At 41.4% G+C, this 21145-nt stretch carries 17 protein-coding genes; 2 read left to right on the top strand and 15 right to left on the bottom strand.

All coding sequences use genetic code 11. The features are described 5' to 3' along the window. The first annotated feature begins 22 nt into the window (after positions 1 to 22). Entirely contained in the window at positions 23 to 238 is a 216-nt protein-coding gene (locus tag QQK05_RS03695) for a hypothetical protein (protein WP_284296081.1), read from the top strand. A gap of 114 nt (positions 239 to 352) precedes the next feature. On the opposite strand, the gene guaA is transcribed toward QQK05_RS03695, so the two are convergent. Both guaA and guaB read right to left on the bottom strand, forming a co-directional pair. After that, positions 353 to 1930, bottom strand: a complete 1578-nt coding sequence (gene guaA, locus QQK05_RS03690; RefSeq protein WP_284296080.1) for a glutamine-hydrolyzing GMP synthase — start codon at positions 1928 to 1930, stop codon at positions 353 to 355. Between the two features lie 186 nt (positions 1931 to 2116). Continuing rightward, entirely contained in the window at positions 2117 to 3589 is a 1473-nt protein-coding gene (gene guaB, locus QQK05_RS03685) for an IMP dehydrogenase (RefSeq protein WP_284296079.1), read from the bottom strand. Positions 3590 to 3734: 145 nt separating this feature from the next. Here guaB and xseA point away from each other — a divergent pair, with 145 nt between their 5' ends. After that, complete coding sequence (gene xseA, locus QQK05_RS03680) at positions 3735 to 5078, top strand: exodeoxyribonuclease VII large subunit (RefSeq protein ID WP_284296078.1); 1344 nt, start codon at positions 3735 to 3737, stop codon at positions 5076 to 5078. A 4-nt stretch (positions 5079 to 5082) separates the two neighbouring features. Here xseA and QQK05_RS03675 read toward each other — a convergent pair whose 3' ends face one another. The 13 genes from QQK05_RS03675 to rmf form a co-directional block, all read right to left on the bottom strand. Further along, positions 5083 to 5769, bottom strand: coding sequence for a PilZ domain-containing protein (locus QQK05_RS03675; protein ID WP_284296077.1), 687 nt, complete (start codon positions 5767 to 5769; stop codon positions 5083 to 5085). An 88-nt stretch (positions 5770 to 5857) separates the two neighbouring features. Beyond that, positions 5858 to 7327, bottom strand: a complete 1470-nt coding sequence (gene der / locus QQK05_RS03670; protein WP_284296076.1) for a ribosome biogenesis GTPase Der — start codon at positions 7325 to 7327, stop codon at positions 5858 to 5860. 143 nt (positions 7328 to 7470) lie between these two features. Further along, positions 7471 to 8670 (bottom strand): outer membrane protein assembly factor BamB, encoded by a 1200-nt coding sequence (gene bamB, locus QQK05_RS03665; protein WP_284296075.1) that lies wholly within the window; start codon positions 8668 to 8670, stop codon positions 7471 to 7473. Between the two features lie 8 nt (positions 8671 to 8678). Continuing rightward, positions 8679 to 9341, bottom strand: coding sequence for a YfgM family protein (locus QQK05_RS03660; protein ID WP_284296073.1), 663 nt, complete (start codon positions 9339 to 9341; stop codon positions 8679 to 8681). Between the two features lie 9 nt (positions 9342 to 9350). Beyond that, positions 9351 to 10625: a histidine--tRNA ligase gene (gene hisS, locus QQK05_RS03655; protein WP_284296072.1), complete on the bottom strand. Its 1275-nt coding sequence runs from the start codon at positions 10623 to 10625 to the stop codon at positions 9351 to 9353. 129 nt (positions 10626 to 10754) lie between these two features. Next, positions 10755 to 11870, bottom strand: a complete 1116-nt coding sequence (gene ispG, locus QQK05_RS03650) for a flavodoxin-dependent (E)-4-hydroxy-3-methylbut-2-enyl-diphosphate synthase (protein WP_284296071.1) — start codon at positions 11868 to 11870, stop codon at positions 10755 to 10757. A gap of 31 nt (positions 11871 to 11901) precedes the next feature. Next, positions 11902 to 12891 (bottom strand): RodZ domain-containing protein, encoded by a 990-nt coding sequence (locus tag QQK05_RS03645; protein ID WP_284296070.1) that lies wholly within the window; start codon positions 12889 to 12891, stop codon positions 11902 to 11904. 8 nt (positions 12892 to 12899) lie between these two features. Further along, positions 12900 to 14126, bottom strand: a complete 1227-nt coding sequence (gene pilW, locus QQK05_RS03640) for a type IV pilus biogenesis/stability protein PilW (RefSeq protein ID WP_284296069.1) — start codon at positions 14124 to 14126, stop codon at positions 12900 to 12902. 36 nt (positions 14127 to 14162) lie between these two features. Then, on the bottom strand, positions 14163 to 15317 hold the full coding sequence (locus QQK05_RS03635; RefSeq protein WP_284296068.1) for a bifunctional tRNA (adenosine(37)-C2)-methyltransferase TrmG/ribosomal RNA large subunit methyltransferase RlmN: 1155 nt from the start codon (positions 15315 to 15317) through the stop codon (positions 14163 to 14165). A gap of 303 nt (positions 15318 to 15620) precedes the next feature. Then, positions 15621 to 16052 (bottom strand): nucleoside-diphosphate kinase, encoded by a 432-nt coding sequence (gene ndk / locus QQK05_RS03630; RefSeq protein WP_115999260.1) that lies wholly within the window; start codon positions 16050 to 16052, stop codon positions 15621 to 15623. Between the two features lie 178 nt (positions 16053 to 16230). Next, entirely contained in the window at positions 16231 to 17922 is a 1692-nt protein-coding gene (locus QQK05_RS03625) for an NAD-dependent malic enzyme (RefSeq protein WP_284296067.1), read from the bottom strand. A gap of 424 nt (positions 17923 to 18346) precedes the next feature. Then, positions 18347 to 20656, bottom strand: a complete 2310-nt coding sequence (locus QQK05_RS03620; RefSeq protein ID WP_284296066.1) for an aminotransferase class V-fold PLP-dependent enzyme — start codon at positions 20654 to 20656, stop codon at positions 18347 to 18349. Positions 20657 to 20844: 188 nt separating this feature from the next. Further along, complete coding sequence (gene rmf, locus QQK05_RS03615) at positions 20845 to 21018, bottom strand: ribosome modulation factor (RefSeq protein ID WP_284296065.1); 174 nt, start codon at positions 21016 to 21018, stop codon at positions 20845 to 20847. Between the last annotated feature and the right edge of the window lie 127 nt (positions 21019 to 21145).

The raw sequence follows: 21145 nt of genomic DNA, 5'->3' as shown, positions 1-21145 counted from the left end.
CAAAGAGCATCAAGGAAAAAACGTGTCACCAGAATTAACCTCCTCATTGCTAATCAACGGGGTCCTCATGATCATTGCGGTGGGTATGATGATTAAAGGGAAACAACTTCGCGATAACAAGAGCTCGAGCGGTAATTCTGCATCAAGTAACCCAACATCTGCGGGCACTGGGCTGTTAATTTGTGGTGCAATTATTTTTGTTGCTCATGCGATTGGCATTATTGAATCGTTTATCTAACTTTAGCGGCTACTCCCTTCACTTTCTCGGTGTTTATTTTACGCCGCCCAAAAACAAAAAATGCGCTCAATTGAGCGCATTTTCAATGAAATAACTTAACGTATTAACGCTTTTTTATTCCCATTCAATCGTTGCTGGTGGCTTGCCTGAAACGTCGTAAACCACGCGTGAAATACCGTCGATTTCATTAATAATGCGGTTAGATACTAAGCCCAAGAAATCGTATGGTAAGTGTGCCCAGTGAGCGGTCATGAAGTCAATCGTTTCAACTGCACGTAAACTTACAACCCAGTCGTACTTACGACCGTCGCCCATTACACCTACAGAGCGTACTGGTAAGAACACAGTGAACGCTTGGCTTACTTTGTTGTATAAGTCATGCTTGTGTAACTCTTCAATGAAGATAGCGTCTGCGCGACGAAGTAAGTCACAGTATTCTTTCTTCACTTCACCTAATACACGTACACCTAAACCTGGACCAGGGAATGGGTGACGGTAAAGCATGTCGTAAGGTAAACCTAACTCTAAACCAATTTTACGTACTTCATCTTTAAACAATTCACGTAGTGGCTCAACTAAGCCTAATTCCATATCTTCTGGTAAGCCACCAACATTGTGGTGAGACTTAATCACGTGTGCTTTACCTGTTTTAGAGGCAGCAGATTCAATAACGTCAGGGTAAATTGTACCTTGTGCTAACCACTTAGCATTTGAACGTTTGCCGGCTTCTTCGTCGAATACTTCAACGAATACGTTACCAATGATCTTGCGTTTTGCTTCTGGATCATCAACACCTGCCAAACGGTCTAAGAAACGTTGCTCAGCATTTACGTGTACAATGTTTAAACCAAAGTGATCACCAAACATATCCATTACTTGCTGACCTTCGTTCAAACGAAGTAGACCATTGTCAACGAATACACAGGTTAGTTTGTCGCCAATTGCACGGTGTAATAGCATCGCAACAACTGATGAATCAACACCACCTGATAAGCCAAGAATAACTTCGTCGTCACCAACTTGAGCTTTCATTTTTTCAACGGCATCCTCGATAATTGAGCTTGCTGTCCAAAGCTTTTCACACTGACAAATATCAACAACAAAGTGCTCTAAAATACGCATACCTTGTTTTGTGTGCGTTACTTCTGGGTGGAACTGAACGCCGTAAAAATTTTTCTCTTCATTCGCCATTGCAGCGTGTGCACAGCTTGGCGTTTGAGCGATTGTTTCAAAACCAGCAGGGATTGCAGATACTTTGTCACCGTGGCTCATCCACACGTCTAAAACAGCGTTGCCGTTTGCACCAATTGAATCTTCAATGTTCTTGAATAATGAAGATTGCTTGATGATTTCAACACCAGCATAACCAAATTCTTTATGCTCTGAAGATTGTACGCCACCGCCAAGTTGCTCAGCCATTGTTTGCATGCCGTAACAAATACCTAATACAGGGACACCTGCATTAAATACGTATTCTGGTGCACGTGGTGAATCGGCTTCAGTTACACTCTCTGGGCCACCCGCTAAGATGATACCTGTTGGGTTAAACTCTTTAATTTGCTCTTCAGTAACGTCCCACGCCCAAAGCTCACAGTAAACACCAATTTCACGTACGCGACGCGCAATTAATTGAGTGTATTGAGAACCGAAGTCTAAGATGAGGACTCGTGAATCATGGATATCTTTGGTCATATCAAACCCTATAAATTTTAAAGTGAAGGCTGGTCTTATCGACCAACCTTTTAAGAATTTTTATACAAACTATCGGCTAGTATGGAGATAGTTCACAGTGATAAGCGATTTAGCAAGGCAGAAGCACGGAGTTTGGCTCGCCAAATGAGTACTTCTAACGCAGCTAAATCACTTACTCACGAAGAACTAACCCATGCGGTAGTTAGGTGCTTCTTTCGTGATGGTTACATCATGTACGTGAGACTCACCCATACCTGCAGCCGTGATCTTCATAAACTGAGGTTTAGTGCGCATATCTTCAATTGTTGCACTACCCGTTAAGCCCATTGATGAACGTAAACCGCCCATTTGTTGATGGATAATTGCAGCCACAGGACCTTTATAAGCAACACGACCTTCAATACCTTCTGGTACTAACTTGTCAGCTTCACCATCTGTTTTTTGGAAGTAACGGTCAGAAGAACCTTCTTTTTGTGCCATCGCACCTAATGAGCCCATACCACGGTATGACTTGTAGTAACGACCTTGGTATAGCTCAACTTCACCTGGTGACTCTTCAGTACCAGCGAACATTGAACCCACCATTACACAGTGAGCACCAGCAACTAATGCTTTAGCGATGTCACCTGAGAATCGAATACCACCGTCAGCAATAACTGGAATACCTGTACCTTTTAATGCTTCAACTGCATCAGAAATAGCAGTTAACTGTGGTACACCAACACCTGTTACGATACGTGTTGTACAAATTGAACCTGGGCCAATACCTACCTTAACCGCGTCAACACCTGCGTCTGCTAATGCTTTAGCACCGCCACCTGTTGCCACATTACCAGCAATGATTTGTAAATCAGGGTACTTGTTACGTGTTTCGGCAACACGGTCAATAACACCTTGTGAGTGACCGTGTGATGTATCGATTAATAACACGTCAACGCCAGCTTCTACTAATGCGTCGATACGCTCGTCAGTACCTGCGCCAACACCAACAGCAGCACCTACACGTAAACGACCAAACTCGTCCTTACATGCATTTGGCTTGCTTTCGGCTTTTTTGTAATCTTTTACTGTGATCATACCTTCAAGCTTGAATGCATCATCAACTACTAAAATTTTCTCAATGCGGTGCTCATGCATTAAGCTAAGAATGTCTTCACGTTGAGCGCCTGCTTTTACCGTGATTAACTTCGCTTTTGGTGTCATTAATTCAGACACAGTTTTTGCTAAGTCAGTTTCAAAGCGTAAGTCACGGCCTGTGATAATACCAACTAAGTTGTTATCAGCGTCTACTACTGGGAAGCCAGAGAAGCCTAAATCGTCTGCTAATCGCATAACCGTTTCAATTGAAACATCAGGAGAAACAGTTACAGGGTGTGAAACAACACCACTCTCGTACTTTTTCACTTGCTGAACATTTTTAGCTTGTTCAGCAATGGTCATGTTTTTGTGAATAAAACCAATACCACCTTCTTGCGCAAGTGTTATTGCTAAACGAGCTTCAGTTACTGTGTCCATAGACGCAGAAACCATAGGTACGTTTAACGTAATGTCACGCGTAAGTTTGGTAGTTAAGTCGGCAGTATGAGGCAGTACCGTAGAATGGGCAGGTACTAATAGAACATCATCAAATGTTAGTGCTTCTTGGGCAATTCGTAGCATCGCAATATCTCACCAAGGTAGAAGGAAGTGGATTTAATATTGCGGCAGAATTTTAACCGTTTTATTAAAATAGGTAAACTTAATTCTTTAAAAAATTTATACTATTGCTAAGAAAAGTGTAAAAACCAAAAAGAAACATAGTTTTATGAGCAATCCGCACGTTTTACAAGTCAGTCAGCTAACACAAAAAGTACGTTTTATGCTGGAATCCGAGCTAAATACGGTTTGGCTAACTGGTGAAATATCAAATTTCATCGCCGCAAGCTCGGGTCATTGGTATTTATCACTAAAAGATCAAAAATCCCAAGTGCGTTGTGCCATGTTTCGCGGCAACAACCGACGTGTCCGTATCCAACCAAGAAATGGTCAACAAGTATTAGTCAGGGCTAAAGTTTCGTTGTATGAGCCGCGTGGCGACTTTCAATTGATCATTGAGCAAATGGAAGACGCAGGCGATGGCCTTTTACGCCAACAATACGAGCAACTAAAAGCACAGCTAAGCCAAGAAGGGTTGTTTGATTTAGCCCGCAAACAACCATTGCCAGAAAATATAACAACGGTAGGTATTGTTACCTCACCTACTGGCGCTGCTATTCAAGATATTTTAGCGGTAGTCTCACGCCGAAACCCACTACTGAACGTGATTATCTATCCATGTTTGGTGCAGGGTGAACAAGCGTCAGCACAAATCGCCCACAGTATTATGCGTGCCAATCAACGTATGGAATGTGACGTATTAATTGTAGGTCGTGGTGGCGGCTCGCTCGAAGACTTATGGTGTTTCAACGAAGAAAACGTTGTCCGTGCTATTGCCGCATCACAACTTCCTGTTATTAGCGCGGTAGGTCATGAAATTGATACCACGTTAAGCGACTTTGTTGCTGATACACGTGCACCAACCCCATCAGCCGCAGCAGAACTGGTGTCGGGTGAGCTGGCTCAAATGATGGCGCAGCAACAACAACTTGTTCAACAGCTAAGGACGCGTTTGCAAACCAACATTATTCGTTGGCAGGAAAAGCTCAATCATTTAAGTCACCGTCATCAACAATGTCACCCTGTGCAAAAGCTTCAATTGAAACAACAACAAGTCGATGAGCTAAATCATCGATTATTGCGTGTTATTGAACAACAAAAAACGATAACCGTTAATCAAGTTGAACGTTTAAGTCACAGACTTAATCAAGTAAACCCAATGAAGCAAGTTAAACAGTGGCAAGAGTTGCAGCTAAGTTTGCACTCTCGATTAGTTAACACAACCAAAAACCAGCTCGATTCTCGTAAAGCAGAATTTAGCCATGTTATTGAACAGCTTCATTTAATTAGCCCGTTGGCAACAATAGCGCGTGGTTACAGTGTGACAAGAGATAATAGCGATAAAATAGTACGCACTATAGAGCAAGTAAACGTGAGTGATGGACTCTCTATTCAGGTGAATGACGGAATGATTAATGCGACAATCACTGACATAAAACCAAATAGCAAATAAACAATTAGGTTTCAGTCTCTAGCGTAACCGTTTCTTTGAGTAGTTTAGCGACTTTTTCTTTATCCTCGCTTTTAAACTTAACTCCAAGAGATACGTCGTTAATTTGCTGTTTTACATTACAAATTTGCCCAGTTAGCTTAACATCAGCCACGCCCGACACATTCTCAATGGTAATCGAAACTGGCTTATCATTGGCCAACAATAAGGTTTCGGCATTTGGCACCGAGATCTGACAACCATTTATCGATAAATCGAGCATTTTGGCTTGCCAAAACTCCTTATCTACGCCGATCTTGATTGCGATATCGGTATCGATACGCATGGCACTACGCAGTGTTTGTAATGACACACGCGTTGGGAAGTCTAAAACAATAATGCGAGAAGGAATTTGAAGGGTTTGAATCACCACGCCAACAAAAGCAACCACGGCGCCCTCGTGCCCTTCAATTAGGCCGCGAACTGTTAACGTTGTATCTGGATAAATATATTGTGCGAAGTTGCCTAATTTTGCTTTGTCCGGCATTTGGATAAGGACATAGCGTTTTGGTAAGTAACCAATAAAGGTGGTTCTAAATTTTCCACGTTTACCAGCTGGCGTGCTCACGTCTATGGTGACTGTAGCACCGGGTTGAAGTAATCCAACATTGCGATACAGTCTTTCATTGGTATCTACATCAACTTGGCTAGCCATAATTCCTACGAAAACTTACCTATTAACTAAAGATTTACACTAGCCAAAAGCCATAACAAAATCAATGCTATGGCTACTATTTTTGACGTTATTCTGGCTTTTTATACCCTTGAGTAGCGCGTGCTTTCTTCTTTTGCTCGGTATAACTTAACTTCTTCTTACCGGCAAACGGGTTTGATGTTTCCCTAAATTCAATCTTAATTGGTGTACCCATAATCTTTAATGACTTACGGTAGTAGTTCATCAAATAGCGCTTGTAAGAAGGCGGTAAGTGGCGCGCCTGGTTACCATGGATAACAATGATTGGCGGGTTATAACCACCAGCATGGGCATATTTTAGCTTAATGCGACGACCATTGTGCATCGGCGGTTGGTGATCAAAAACAGCTAAGTCTAATATCTTAGTAACCATTGACGTTGAAATACGCTTAGTCGCGGAAACAAATGCTTCTTCAACTGACTCATACAAATGACCAACACCGGTGCCATGAAGTGCCGAAATAAAATGAATACGAGCAAAATCGATAAAGCCTAAACGACGATCAAGCTCTGACTTAATGCGATCTTTTACAGAATCGTCGATACCATCCCACTTGTTAACCGCAAGCACTAATGATCGGCCAGCTTCTAAGATAAAGCCTAGTAAGCTTAAGTCTTGATCTGTAATCCCTTCACGAGCGTCGATAATTAACAAACACACGTTTGCATCTTCAATCGCACGTAAGGTCTTAATCACTGAGTATTTTTCAACAACGTCATTAACGTTTTTACGACGACGGATACCCGCAGTATCAATTAATGTGTATTCACGACCGTTGCGTTCCATCGGGATGTAGACTGAGTCACGCGTTGTGCCTGGCATGTCATAAACAACAACACGCTCTTCACCCAAAATTCGGTTTGTCAGTGTTGATTTACCAACATTTGGTTTACCAATAATAGCGAGCTTAATTTTGTCGTCTTGCAGTGGTGAATGTTCACCATCTTCGTCAAAAATCTCACCATCAAACGCTTCATCGTTCTCTTGAGCAGCAGCCTCAGCCGCTTTTTCTTCAGCTAGAACCGCAATATGTGGTTCAAGTGCTAAGGTTAATAATTGCGTAACACCGCGGCCATGAGCAGCAGCGATTTGATGGACTGTTTCGCCTAGTGCGAGCGAATAAAACTCAGCAACGGCTGAGTCAGCATCGATACCATCAACCTTATTGGCGACAAGAAATACACGCTTGTTTTGCTTACGTAGGTACTCAGCAATCGCTTGGTCAGCCGCAGTTAAGCCAGCACGTGCATCGACTAAAAATAGTACGGCATCAGCTTCTTCAACAGCCATTAACGACTGTTCCGCCATTAACGCATCAATACCCTCTTCATCACCATGGATACCACCAGTATCGATAACAATAAATGGATGATCTTCAACTTGTGCTTGACCATATTGGCGGTCACGCGTAAGTCCTGGATAATCGGCAACCAATGCATCACGCGAGCGAGTTAAACGATTAAACAGTGTTGATTTACCAACGTTTGGTCTGCCAACTAGGGCGACTACAGGAAGCATGTAAACCTCAAAAAACTCTTTATTACCCCTCAAAATGGGATAATCAAAAAAAACACAACGGCTCCAATGTTTTACCATGGAGCCGTTAATAACTTTAGCGCATTTTAGCGCTTATGCTGTAACTGTGTGTTTTACAGCAATGTTTAAGGCAGGGTAATTGCCTTTAAATCACCATCACGTGATTGAACATACAAGATGTCATTGGCAACAGTTGGTGTTGCATAAATGCCACTTGAGTCCACTTCTGTGCGCGAGACGATATCACCAGTATCAACATCTAACCAGTGAAGGTAACCTTCGAAGTCACCAACAACAACGTATTTACCCTGAACAGCAGGGCCTGTCACGTTTCGGTTGGTTAACGAAGCATTACTCCAACGCTCTAACCCGTTTAAACGATCAATCGCATAAACATGGCCTTTAACATCCGTGATGTAAATATTGTTACGCGCGATGTTGATTTGGCGGAACGATGAGTATTGACGTTGCCAAAGTACGCGACCCGTGCGTAATTCCAACGATGATAAATTACCACGTGAAGAAACAGCATAAACTGTTTCGCCAATAATTAATGGCTTAGCATCAACGTCAACAACGCGGTCTAATTCAGTAGAGCCAGTCGGTTCACCTAAGTTAACTGACCAACCTTGTTGGCCGTTCTCTAAAATATAAACTGTTAGTTCACCAGAAGGCGTACCAATTAACACACCACCTGAAGCAGCTGCTGGTGCACTGATACCGCGCAATGTTAATGGTGGAACGTCTTGCTCAACTTTCCAAAGCTCTTCGCCGTTTTGTGCATCAAGTGCTGTCAATACACCTGATACGGTATTAACCAATACAACGTTGCTTTCGAATGTTGGCGCCGCTAACACTTCACCCTTCACTTTAGTTTGCCAAAGGATTTCACCAGAGGCTTCATCAAGCGCAAAAACATCACCGTTTTCACTACCAACAAACACTTTACGACCACCCGTTACTGGGCCACCACTAAGTAATGCTGATTCATCAGAACCAAAGAAAATAGCATTACCGCTGTATGGAATACGTAAATCGATTTGCCATACCTTATCACCTGTTTTCTCATCAAAGGCGATAATGTCACCTTCGCGGCTTGCAGAGAATACTTTGTCGTATGCAACCGCTGGCTTCAAACGAGAAAAGTAATCTTCAACACCGTCACCAACACTTTCAGACCACACAACCTGCGGCTCAAATTGTTGGTTAATTTCTGTTAACTCTGCAATAGCTAGCTCTTCATTTTCTTCATCAGTTGAAGAACAGGCAGCAAGGGTTAAAACAAGTGCTAATGTTGTTAGAATTTTTTTATGTAGCAATTGCACAATCATTCCTATTTGGTTGCTGCAGGTAAAGTTGTTAATTCAACGTGCTCAGCTAAGTTATCAAGCTTCATTTGTAAGCTCTGGTTGCTTGCAGCTGCAGTACCTAACGCATCAATTGCTGCTTGGTATGAAGTACGTGCCAACTCAGGCTTGCCCTGCATTAAGTAAGCGTCACCTTTAACTTCTTCAGCAACACCAGCGAAACCTTCTGCCATTTCAGTTGATAACGTTGCTAATGCTTTGTCCGCTTGTTCTTGTTGCAATTGAACACGTGCTAAACGTAAAAGCGCAATGCTCTTAACGCCTTCATCAGCTGCATTATCAATTGCCATTTGTAGATGCTTTGCAGCGCCAGTCCAATCTTTGTGGCTTACCGCGTCTTTTGCTAATGCAAGAGAAGTAAATGATGCAAAGCTAGATTCTTTGTGAGCATTAATAAATGCTTCACCGTCTTGTGCGAAGTTGTCACCATTAGTTTCAGCTGCTTGCATCATTTCCATGTATGCTGCAGTTGTTGACTCTTCACTTTCTAACTTGCTGTCTTTGTAGTAGTTAAAACCTACAAAGCTACCTAAACCGACAAGAATACCACCTATGATAAAATTGCCGTTTTCTTGCCAAAACTTTTTAATCGCTTCAACTTGTTGTTCTTCTGTTTGATAAGTTTCCACAGTACTTCCTTACATTAATTTTTCTAACAAAGCTGGAATTTGGTCAAACGCCACGCTTTCTTGATCTTTTTGTTCACGCAAATATTTCACTGTCGCCGTTTTTTCAGCGATTTCATTGTCGCCTAGGATAATGGCAACACTTGCGCCTGACTTATCAGCACGCTTCATTTGCTTATTAAATTTGCCACCACCACAGTGACACTGAATACGAATCTCTTTGACTTCGTCGCGCCATTGCTCTGCTAGAGCATTGCCTACTAACTCAGCTTCTTCACCCATCATTGCGATGTACACATCAGCTTGTGGGCGAACATTCTTCACTTTATCTAAACTTGTTAGTAAGAGTACTAAGCGTTCAATGCCTAGCGCAAAACCAAAACCTGGTGTTGCCTTTCCACCTAACTGTTCAACTAAACCATCGTAACGACCGCCAGCACACACTGTGCCTTGAGCGCCTAGGCTATCTGTTACCCACTCAAATACCGTTCGGTTATAGTAATCTAAACCACGAACAAGTCGCTCGTTGATTACATATTCAATACCGGCAGCATCTAATCGAGCTAGCAAGGTATCAAAATGCTGCTTTGACTCTTCACCTAAAAACTCAGAAAGTTTTGGAGCATCAGTTAACGCAGCTTGGACATCAGGGTTCTTACTGTCTAAAACACGTAATGGGTTAGTATGCATGCGTCGCTTACTATCTTCATCAAGTTTATCTTCGTGTTTTGTTAAGTACTCAACGAGCGCATCACGATAGGTTGCGCGCTCTTCATTAGAACCTAAGGTATTCAATTCTAATGTGACAACATCTTTGATACCAAGTTCCTTCCAAAGGCGATTTGATAACATAATTACTTCAGCATCAATATCTGCCGACGCAATACCAAAGGCTTCGATACCAAATTGATGGAATTGACGGTAACGACCTTTTTGTGGACGTTCGTGTCTAAACATTGGTCCCATGTACCATAAACGTTGCTCTTGGTTATACAATAAACCATGCTGATTACCTGCACGCACACAACTTGCTGTGCCTTCTGGTCGAAGTGTTAGGCTATCACCATTGCGATCGTCAAAAGTATACATTTCCTTTTCAACGATATCAGTCACTTCACCGATAGAACGTTTAAATAGATGGGTAGATTCAACAATCGGCATACGAATTTCAGCAAAGCCATAATTACTCGCAACACGTCTAAGTGTTGCTTCGACCATTTGCCAAATATTAGTTTCTGATGGAAGGCAATCGTTCATGCCTCTAACTGCCTGAATCGCTTTACTCACGGGCGTTGAATCTCTCTTAAATTAACTTGCAGCGCGCATTATAGGCACAATCTGTACAAACGTAAATCATCTGCCTAATTCTGCGACGCTTTTCACTATTTTGAATGAATAAAAGTAAGCTAGGTTGGCCTACTCTACTTCTTTAACGTTGATGCGTTCTTGTTCCATTTGGCTTGCTTTAGCACGAATTTTTGCTTCAAGCTGGTCAACCATATCGTGGTTATCAATACGCTCTTTCTGACGTTCGCCATCTAGGTAGAAACCACTTTTCTTGCTACTACCCGTTAACCCAAGGTCCGATACTGTTGCTTCACCTGGGCCATTTACAATACAGCCAATAATCGATACATCCATTGGTGTGATGATATCTTCTAAACGTTCTTCTAAGGCATTAACAGTGTTAATAACATCAAACTCTTGGCGCGAGCAACTTGGGCACGCGATAAAGTTAATGCCGCGAGAACGAAGCTTTAATGATTTTAAAATATCAAAGCCAACTTTGATCTCTTCTACAGGGTCTGCTGCTAATGACACACGCAGCGTATCACCGATGCCCTCAGCTAATAACATGCCTAAACCCACAGCGGATTTAACTGAGCCTGAACGGAAACCACCGGCTTCTGTAATACCTAAATGCAGAGGATTATCAATTTGTTTAGCTAATAATCGATAAGCACCAACCGCTAGAAACACATCTGATGCTTTTACACTGACTTTAAAATCATGAAAATTTAAGCGGTCTAAAATCTCTACATGCCGCATTGCTGATTCAAGTAATGCTTCTGGTGTCGGCTCACCGTATTTTTCTTGTAAGTCACGCTCAAGTGAGCCACCGTTTACCCCAATTCGAATTGGAATATTTTTGTCACGCGCACTCTCTACAACGGCACGAACACGTTCTTCCTTACCGATATTACCTGGGTTGATACGCAGACAATCCGCGCCATACTCCGCGACTTTTAAAGCGATGCGGTAGTCAAAGTGAATATCGGTCACTAACGGTACATTGACCTGCTTTTTGATCTCTTTAAACGCTTCTGCTGCATCCATTGTTGGCACAGAAACACGAACGATGTCAGCACCAACATTTTCTAACGCACGAATTTGTGCGACCGTCGCATCAACATCTGTTGTGAGTGTGTTTGTCATTGATTGCACAGAAATTGGTGCATCGCCACCTACAGGAACATTACCCACCATAATTTGGCGAGATTTGCGGCGGACAATAGGAGATTCTTTAAACATAATATTTCTTCAGTATTTCCAAGTAATGCGATTATTGCGCCTGCTCTAAAGGCAACGTGAATTTAGCAATGTTACCCGCATTAAATCTAGACATATCGATTGCCTGACCTGCGAATTCAATTGTCACTAATTCAGGCTTGCCTAATGTAACATTAAACGGTGCTTGACCTTTAATAGTCATTACATAATCTGTTTTTTTAACGCCCCAAGCGACTCGCTCACCAGTAGCGTCATAAATATTAACCCAACAGTCACCAGAAAAAGTGAAAATAGCGACGTCTTCAACAACTTCAGTAGGCAGTGTTTCTACAGGGGCTTGAGTTTCAGGAGCGACTTCAACGGGTTCTGCCTCGTTAATCGAAGTAGCTAACTCAGTTTGCGTTTCATCAATCGTATTAACAACTTGTTGCGCTAACGCTGATTCGTCGTTTGATGGTGTAACCTGTTCACCTGCTGGTGTTGTTAACGGATCATCTACTGACGGCTGGCTGGCCGTTGTCATTGTATCTGTTAAATCGCTATTAATCTCAGCAGTATTTTGCGTGGTCGCAACACCTTGTTCATTAGCCTCACGCTGTGAGTCAATCTCAACAGACTTTTCAGCAATATCCTTTTGGTACTGGTAAAACCAAACCAAGGTAGAACCGACTAAAACAGCGAGTATTAAATAACTCAACCACATCAAACTGCGCGTTTGCGCTTGTTTTTCAGTGATTTTTGAAAAGCTTTGCATCTCTGTACTTTGCTTTTCAGCAACGCCCAGCATTTCAAAACTTGATAGTACGTCTTCTTCTGGAATTTCGACGAGTTTAGCGTAGTTTTTTAAATAACCACGGTTAAACGTTGATGGCAATGAGCGATCAAACTCGTCAGCTTCTATTTCTTTCACCAAGCCGATACGAAAATTAAGCTTTTCGGCAACGTCTTCTACGCTCAAGCCTTTGGCTTTTCGGGCATCACCTAACAACCGACCTGGGCCGATGACTTCGATATCTTCAGTAATTTCTGTTACTTCACTCATGTTTTTACTTACTTATTAGCTTTAGCTGGATCGGCTAATACAAGAACCTGCCCGATTTTTAAAATGCTACGCGATGATAAACGATTCCACTTCTTAATGCTCTGCATCTTAATGTTGTATTTCTTAGAAACACTATAAAGTGACTCACCTGCTTGTACGACATGAATCGGTAATGATGGAGCACCCGTATCGTTTTGGCTCTTTAATTCGTTTTTTACAACCGATTTAGTGCTAACAACAGTCGACTTTACCGGCTCTTTCTTAATCTCTTTTGGTTTTTCAGGCGCAGGCTGTACAGGCTCTGGCGACGCTGAAAAGCTAGCTATGTTTAACGCTGCATTGTCATTTTTATCTGCGTTTGGTGCTTTCTTTGGCGACAAGACAACAACACGTTTTTTCGTCTTAGCGTGTTTTGCTTTATATACATCGGCTAAATCATCCGCCGGTATTCTTGCTAAGCTATTTAATAAATACTGCTTTGATTCATAGGCACTTGGAAACATTTTAACTAGCATCGCGCCATAATTTTTCGCTACGGTTGTTTTACCAAGCGCTTCATACACTTTGTAGGCAAGCGCAAGGGCACTTGGATTAAATTTACGCGTCGCTTTTTCATATCGAGCAATATATTTCTGCGCGTTCTTATAGTCACCTTTCACATAAGATAACTGCGCTAACTGTTGCAAAACCGAATCGCTACTTGGGCTATGCATGAGCGCTTTCGTTAAATAAAACTCTGTTTGCTCAAAGTTATCTTCATTTAAGTGACAAAGCGCAAGGTTTTCATAACTTTCCGATACGCGAACGTATTCAGGTACAGCAATCGCTTTTAAAAACTGCTCTTGAGCCGCTGGGACATCATTTTGACGACACAAGAATACACCGTAGTTATTTAAGGTATCAGGATCATCCTCTTTAATACTTAACGCGGTTTGGAACGATTGACTCGCTAACTCCGGCTCGCCAACCGTTTCATAATAATGGGCAAATGCAGTATGAACTTGAATCAGTTTTGGTGAGAAGCGCTTGGCTTTTTCTAAGTTAATTTTGGCTTGAGTCGTATTGCCAATATTTAAATAACCTAAACCAAGCGATATACGGGTCATGGCGATTTCATCATTACTTGCTTCGTTCTCAACAACAGGCGTGTTGTCCTTGCTATATTGTTGAGTTACGCAAGCGCTTAAAGTGCTAACTAACGCTGCACTTAACAGTAATTTTTGCCATTTGTCCATACGCAGAAAATTCCAATAATCGATTTAAATTGATATCTAAACCATTTTTACTGAAATTTCATCAGGATTCACCTGTTTTTTTGCTTGAATTGCACCAGTACGTTTTGTTCTGTCTAATACGTCGCCTGCTAATTGACCACAAGCAGCATCAATATCGTCACCACGTGTACGACGAGTAATGACCGTAAAACCGTAACTTTGCAGAACCTTATCAAAACGATCAATACGAGAATTGCTTGAACGTTTGTATGGCGAACCTGGGTACGGGTTAAATGGAATCAAGTTAATTTTACTTGGTGTGTCTTTTAACGCATGTGCTAATTCGTGCGCTTGTTCGGTTGAGTCGTTTACGTGATCAATCATCACGTACTCAATCGTAACGGCTTTCTGCGCTTTTGAACCTTCAATGTATTGACGTGACGCTGCTAAGAAATCTTCTAGTGGGTATTTCTTATTAATTGGTACTAATTCATCACGTAATGCATTGTTTGGCGCGTGCACCGAGATTGCCAATGCACAGTCGATTTTTTCTTTCAGCATAGCTAACGCAGGAACAACACCTGATGTACTCACTGTTACGCGGCGTTTTGATAAACCGTAACCTAAATCGTTTAACATTGTATCAAGCGATGGAATGAGGTTTTTCATGTTGAGTAACGGCTCGCCCATCCCCATCATTACGATGTTAGTGATTGGTCGCTTACCTGAGATACGCGTTGCACCAATGTCATTGGCGACACGCCACACTTGCCCAATGATTTCAGACATTGATAAGTTACGGTTGAAGCCTTGCTGTGCTGTCGAACAAAATGAGCACTCTAATGCACAACCTACTTGCGACGATACACATAACGTTGCGCGGTTATTCTCAGGAATCCAAACTGTTTCAACTTCTTGACCACCTTCAAGTACAAGTGCGTACTTAATTGTGCCGTCGTTAGAGACCTGTTTCTTTGAAATTTCAGGCGCTTTAATTTCACAGTTGCGGGCAAGTTTTTCACGTAACTTTTTGTTGAAGTTAGTCATTTGCTCAAAGTCATCGTAACCAAAGTGATAAATCCATTTCATCATTTGATCAGCGCGGAACGGCTTTTCACCGATCGACTCAAAGTAGTCACGCATCATTTTGTGATCAAAATTCAATAGATTAATTTTGGCTTTCTGCTCAGCAGGAACAACGACTTCAGTCATAAAATAATTCTCAAAAACGTCTTAATACAAAGAATTCAAAGGGGCAAAATTGTACACTTTTTAGTCACTCGTGACAATTTTTCAACTTAGTAATTTTAAAAGTTCCGGTAAAAGAAACGCTTAGAATTACTGAGTCTTAACAAAGTAAAAGGATTTTACCGAAAATCAGTAAAATCCTTTTATGTAATTTGATATTTAATCAAAGCATTTTGGTGTGAGTTCTAGGAGAGAACGCGGAGCGTAATTAATTACGTGAGCATTCTCGACAACGAAATCACACCAAAGGCGAAGATTAAAGGCAAATTAGCGAGTACGTGGGCAAATTTCTTCTTCAGTGAAGAAGTAAGCAATTTCACGTGCAGCTGATTCTAAAGCGTCAGAACCGTGAACAGCGTTCTCGTCGATAGAGTTAGCGTAGTCAGCACGTAAAGTACCAGCTAAAGCTTCAGCTGGGTTAGTAGCACCCATGATTTCACGGTTTTTAAGAACAGCACCTTCGCCTTCTAAAACTTGAACCATAACTGGACCAGAAGTCATGAACTCAACTAAAGCACCGAAGAAAGGACGCTCGCTGTGCTCAGCGTAGAAACCTTCAGCTTGTTCTTTTGATAAGTGAACCATTTTTGAAGCGATGATTGTTAAACCAGCAGTTTCGAAACGGTTGTAGATTTGACCAATTACGTTTTTAGCAACTGCGTCTGGTTTTACGATTGAAAAAGTACGTTCGATAGCCATGATAAGCCCTCTTAATTGTGTAAGTTAAAAACTGGTAAAAAATTTTGGGCGCGATTATAGACTATATAGTCAAAAATGCCTAATGGTATTCGATCGTATAACAATTTAATTACACTAAGATGAAAAAAGCCAACGTGTGTTGGCTTTTTATTCTTCTAGTCGAATGAGTCTGAGTTCACTAGATACTAATGCGACGGTAATCGCGGTACTCTGGTTGCCAGAAATTTCTGTCGATCTTCGCTCTTAGTTGATCATCGCTGATCTCGAGTGCTAAACCTTGAGCATAAGCTACTTTAGCAACCTCAAATGCAATCTCTTTACTTAAGCTAGCGATCTCTGTAATAGGTGGCAGTAATTCACCTTCACCAGTATTAGCTAATGGTGAAGCTTGAGCTAAGGTTTCGCTTGCAACCATTAACATTTCATCGGTAATACGATTAATGTTAGCGGCTACCACACCTAAACCTAATCCAGGGAAAATGTAGCTATTATTACATTGAGCAACCGGATATAAATTGCCTTTGTAATCGACTGGTGAAAATGGTGAACCAGTTGCAACAATCGCTTGACCTTGTGTCCAGTTTATCACTTGTTCCGGCGTTGCTTCGACTTGTCGAGATGGGTTGCTTAACGGAAAGATAATTGGTTTTTCACAATGGCTATGCATTGTCGTAATCACTTCTTCCGTGAATAAACCTGCTTGGCCAGAAACACCGATTAGAATATCTGGTTTTGCGTTATTCATCACTTCTACAAGCGATGCAAACTCGCCTGATATTGACCAACTGCTAACAACAGACGTTGGTTGTACAAGCTTCTCTTGGAAGTCACGTAACCCTTCCATGCCTTGCGTAAGTAAACCAAAACGATCAACCATAAAGATTTGGCTACGTGCCTGCTCTGCGGAAATACCTTCACTCACCATTTGACTAATGATTTGTTCTGCAATCCCGCAACCTGCTGAGCCAGCGCCAACGAAAGCTACTTTTTGCTCTGATAACTTAGCGCCTTTGGTGCGACACGCCGCAAGTAAGGTACCAACGGTCACAGATGCCGTGCCCTGAATATCGTCATTAAAACAACAAATTTCATTTTTATAACGGTTGAGTAATGGCATAGCGTTTGGTTGAGCAAAGTCTTCAAATTGCAACATGACATGAGGCCAACGACGCTTCATTGCTTGGATGAACAAATCAACAAATTCATCGTATTGCTCTTGCTCGATACGCTTATGACGCGTTCCCATATACATAGGATCGTTCAATAGTTTTTCGTTGTTAGTCCCCACATCCAACGTAATAGGAAGACAATATGCAGGGCTAATACCACCACAAGCGGTATATAAAGCCAATTTACCGATTGGAATCCCCATGCCACCAATACCTTGGTCACCCAATCCAAGAATACGTTCACCATCAGTGACAACAATAACTTTAACCTTGTTCTTTGTTGCGTTACGCAGAATATCATCTAAGTTGTGACGATCTTCATATGAGATAAACAAGCCACGTGACGAACGATAAATATCGGAGAATTGCTCACAGGCATCACCAACAGTTGGTGTGTAGATAATTGGCATCATTTCTTCTAGATGCTCTTGCACCAATCGGTAATACAAGGTTTCGTTGTTGTCTTGAATCGCACGCAAATAAATATGCTTATTCAAATCAGTTTGGAAACTGCTGTATTGCATGTATGCGCGTGATACTTGTTCTTCGATCGTTTCAAATCTTGGCGGTAATAAACCTGCTAAGTTAAAACTCTCGCGCTCTTCTTTCGTAAAGGCACTGCCTTTATTTAGCAATGGCGTTTCGATTAATGAAGGACCCGCATATGGAATGTATAAAGGGCGTTTTTTTTCTGTTGTCATTTGTATTGCTAATCGCTTTTTAGGGTAATAAGTTAAAGTAACCAGAGTCTGGCTAACAAGTGCTCAATGCACGCTAATTGCCGTGAAGTATAGTTCATCGCCAACAACTAACAAAGCCAACCATTTGTTTTATGTTAAAAAAAATAAACGATTAACTAATGTGCAACAAAATTGAGATATTTATGGTGAGAATATGACGTGAAACCAAGCATAGTCAGCCAGCAACATCAGCACTAACCAAATCACAAACAACCGAACTTTTCGGCAATAGGGACAATCGGTGTGCCACCACGGTTGCTTTTTATCTTTATTGGATGACATGGGCGTTTCAGACATATAAAAATAGCGCTTGTTAGATTAAGCGCTATTTTATCAAGTCCTTAGGAAACATCTAGTGATGAATACCTACTTTATCTGATCTTTATTAGCCCTTATTGAGCAGAGCAAAGCCGCCAGGAACATGATAGATGTTGGCAAAGCTATTACGTTGCAGGGTTTTTGCTGCCGCTTCACTGCGCTTTCCACTTCGGCAAATACAGACATATTTAAAATCCGATTGTTGCGACTTGTGACGCTGAACAAACTGGGTGATTTGAGATAGCGGTAGGTTAACCATTGTTTTGCCCGCGATCATTGAGTCTGGGTACGCATCGTATTCATGAGGTTCACGCACATCAACAACAATGGTTGTCGGATCAGCTTGAATAAATTCAACTAATTGGTTTGGGTGAACAGGCTCAATGATGTTACTAAATTGCGCAATACTACCACAGTATTGACTGAAGTCAGAAGGTGGCAATTCACTATCTTGTTTGATTTTTTCAGCGATAAAAGCTTGCTCAGAGATATCTCCATCAATCACTTGTTGAAGTAATGGTTGGCTACTTGCTTCTAACGCTAATGTTGTATTAAACAGCTGCAGATAATCATGGGCTGGACACAATAATGTATCTTGCCTGATTAACTGATTTAGTAATTGTAGCGACTGGTATAATGATTTCTCGTCTCCATCAATGTGATCACAACGCCCTAACCCATTAACTTGGATAAGATCGCCAACAAAAACAAAATCAACGCTATCAGCCATTAAAGACTGATTAACCGAAGTGCCCAATAGATAAGCAACACTATTTGCGGTATGTCCAGGTAAAGGTAGACGTGCTAACACTTTATTACCCACGTTTAAGGCTTCTACCGTTAATCCATTTTCCAGCGTGACTAATGAAGTTTGTTGTGGCCAACCCAAGAAATCATATTTGGTCTGATCTTTGTGCCAGAGCGTTTGAATAATATTTTGATGAACTTGGTTTTCTTCATGGATATGAGTTGATAACACGGCGACGACTTCGTAACCTTGGCACTCAACCAGTGTTTCAAACTTGCTAACCAATTCAGGCGCTAAATCGATGACGGCACATTGTTTTGAGGCTTTATCAACAAAACACCATGTACAGCCATTGTCATACAACCACTGCTGAAGGCCATCTACTCCCAAATTACTGTTGTCTGCCGTATCAGATAAAATTAAACAGCTACTTTGAAGTGCTTTTACCGCTTGGCTGATAGCAACACATGCTTCGTCGATTTCCTGTTGAGTCGTCGCAGGACCGAAAGACATACGAATCGCACTCTCACTTTGCCATTTAGGTTTGCCCATAGCATCTAGCACAAAACTACCAGTCACTTTAGAAGAACATGCAGATCCTGCGCTAACACGAATATGTGCAGCATCAAATAAATCCATAATGTCTTTACTTGTTAGACCTTTTACCGAGAAATTAATCGTTGTAGGTAACGAGCATGAAAAATCGTGGTTAAAAACAATATCTGGAAACGCTTTTATGAGTGTGTCTGTTAGTTGTTCACGGTATCTTTCCAACTGTGTGGTACTTTTAAACGTTGGATCATCGTGATCATTGAGCAACGATAAAACCGCTTGTAATGCCGCGATACCAGGTAAATTCTCGGTACCCGATCTAAGACCACTTTCTTGTCCGCCACCTGCAATAAACGGCGTAAATGGTGCACTATCTCTGACGTACAATATCCCAATGCCTTTTGGAGCATATAGTTTGTGTCCACTAAAAGGCGCATAATCTATGGTCGTATTAGAGATTTCTAATTTGATCTTCCCCAACGCTTGAACACAGTCCACCATCCAAAAAACATCTTGATTGTATTGGCGAATCGTCTTTTCCAACAATTCAATGTCTTGATATACCCCCGTTTCATTATTCGCAATCATTGTGCAAATCATCAATGCATTAGGTACATGAGTCGCAATAAAATCCATATCTAAAATGCCGCGTTCATCAACGGGTATCGCCAGCACTTTCGCACCGATATCTAGCATTTTATTCCAATGTTTCAGAGACTCTGGCACAGCTTTATGTTCTGTCGCGCCATATAGAAGCACAGGCTCTTTAATGCTTTGAGATTTTTGTTTAGCTGCATTTAAAGACGAAATAATAGCCGTTTGAATACCTTCAGTAGCGCCACTGGTAAACATTACCTGACCTGTTTTTGCGCCAATAACTTGTCTCGTCAACTCTCGAGTTGTTTCTAAAATGTATTTAGCTTTAATACCAGTAATATGACTGCTACTTGGATTACCGTAGCAAAGTTGCATGGTATGAGTAGCCGCCTCAATTGCCTGAGGAAGCACGGGAGTAGTTGCATTATTGTCTAAGTAGACTTCATTTTTTTGCGGTTGAATTTCACGTAATGACAGCATTATCTAACGACCAATGAGATAAATTTTGGGCGTTATCATAACACTTATAACTAAAAAGACTATCTTATATTCAAAATGTTTTATAACAAAAACGCTGGCTGGTTGTTTTAGCAGGGATTCTTGGCACCAAGATCAAAAAAGCCTGCGTTAATCACAGGCTTTTGTTTAGTCAAATTAGGAAAATTTATTTACTTAAAGAGTCCCATATTTTTGTCGTGCATGGCTTCACGCCAACCACCTAGCCATTCGGATTTGGCATCTGTATTTTGATATGGGCAATTGTCGCGACTGCGACCAGAAACACCAGCTTGGTAACCATTTGAAAACGCTCTATCTAAACGATCTCTCTTCTGTCTTTTCATAGGCAAAACCTCTCATAAAACATTGAAAACTATGTATTTTTGATATTAGCGGCCACCTGCAAATCTCGCTAAGTGACAATTTCATTAAAAAGAACTTTTTATGACATTGCAAGCAAATTTCGTCATA

The organism is Thalassotalea loyana (assembly GCF_030161435.1).
GTDB classification, from domain to species: Bacteria; Pseudomonadota; Gammaproteobacteria; order Enterobacterales; family Alteromonadaceae; genus Thalassotalea_G; species Thalassotalea_G loyana.
Note: the sequence above shows the minus strand (reverse complement) of the source record. Positions and strands in the feature narration are given on the sequence as shown.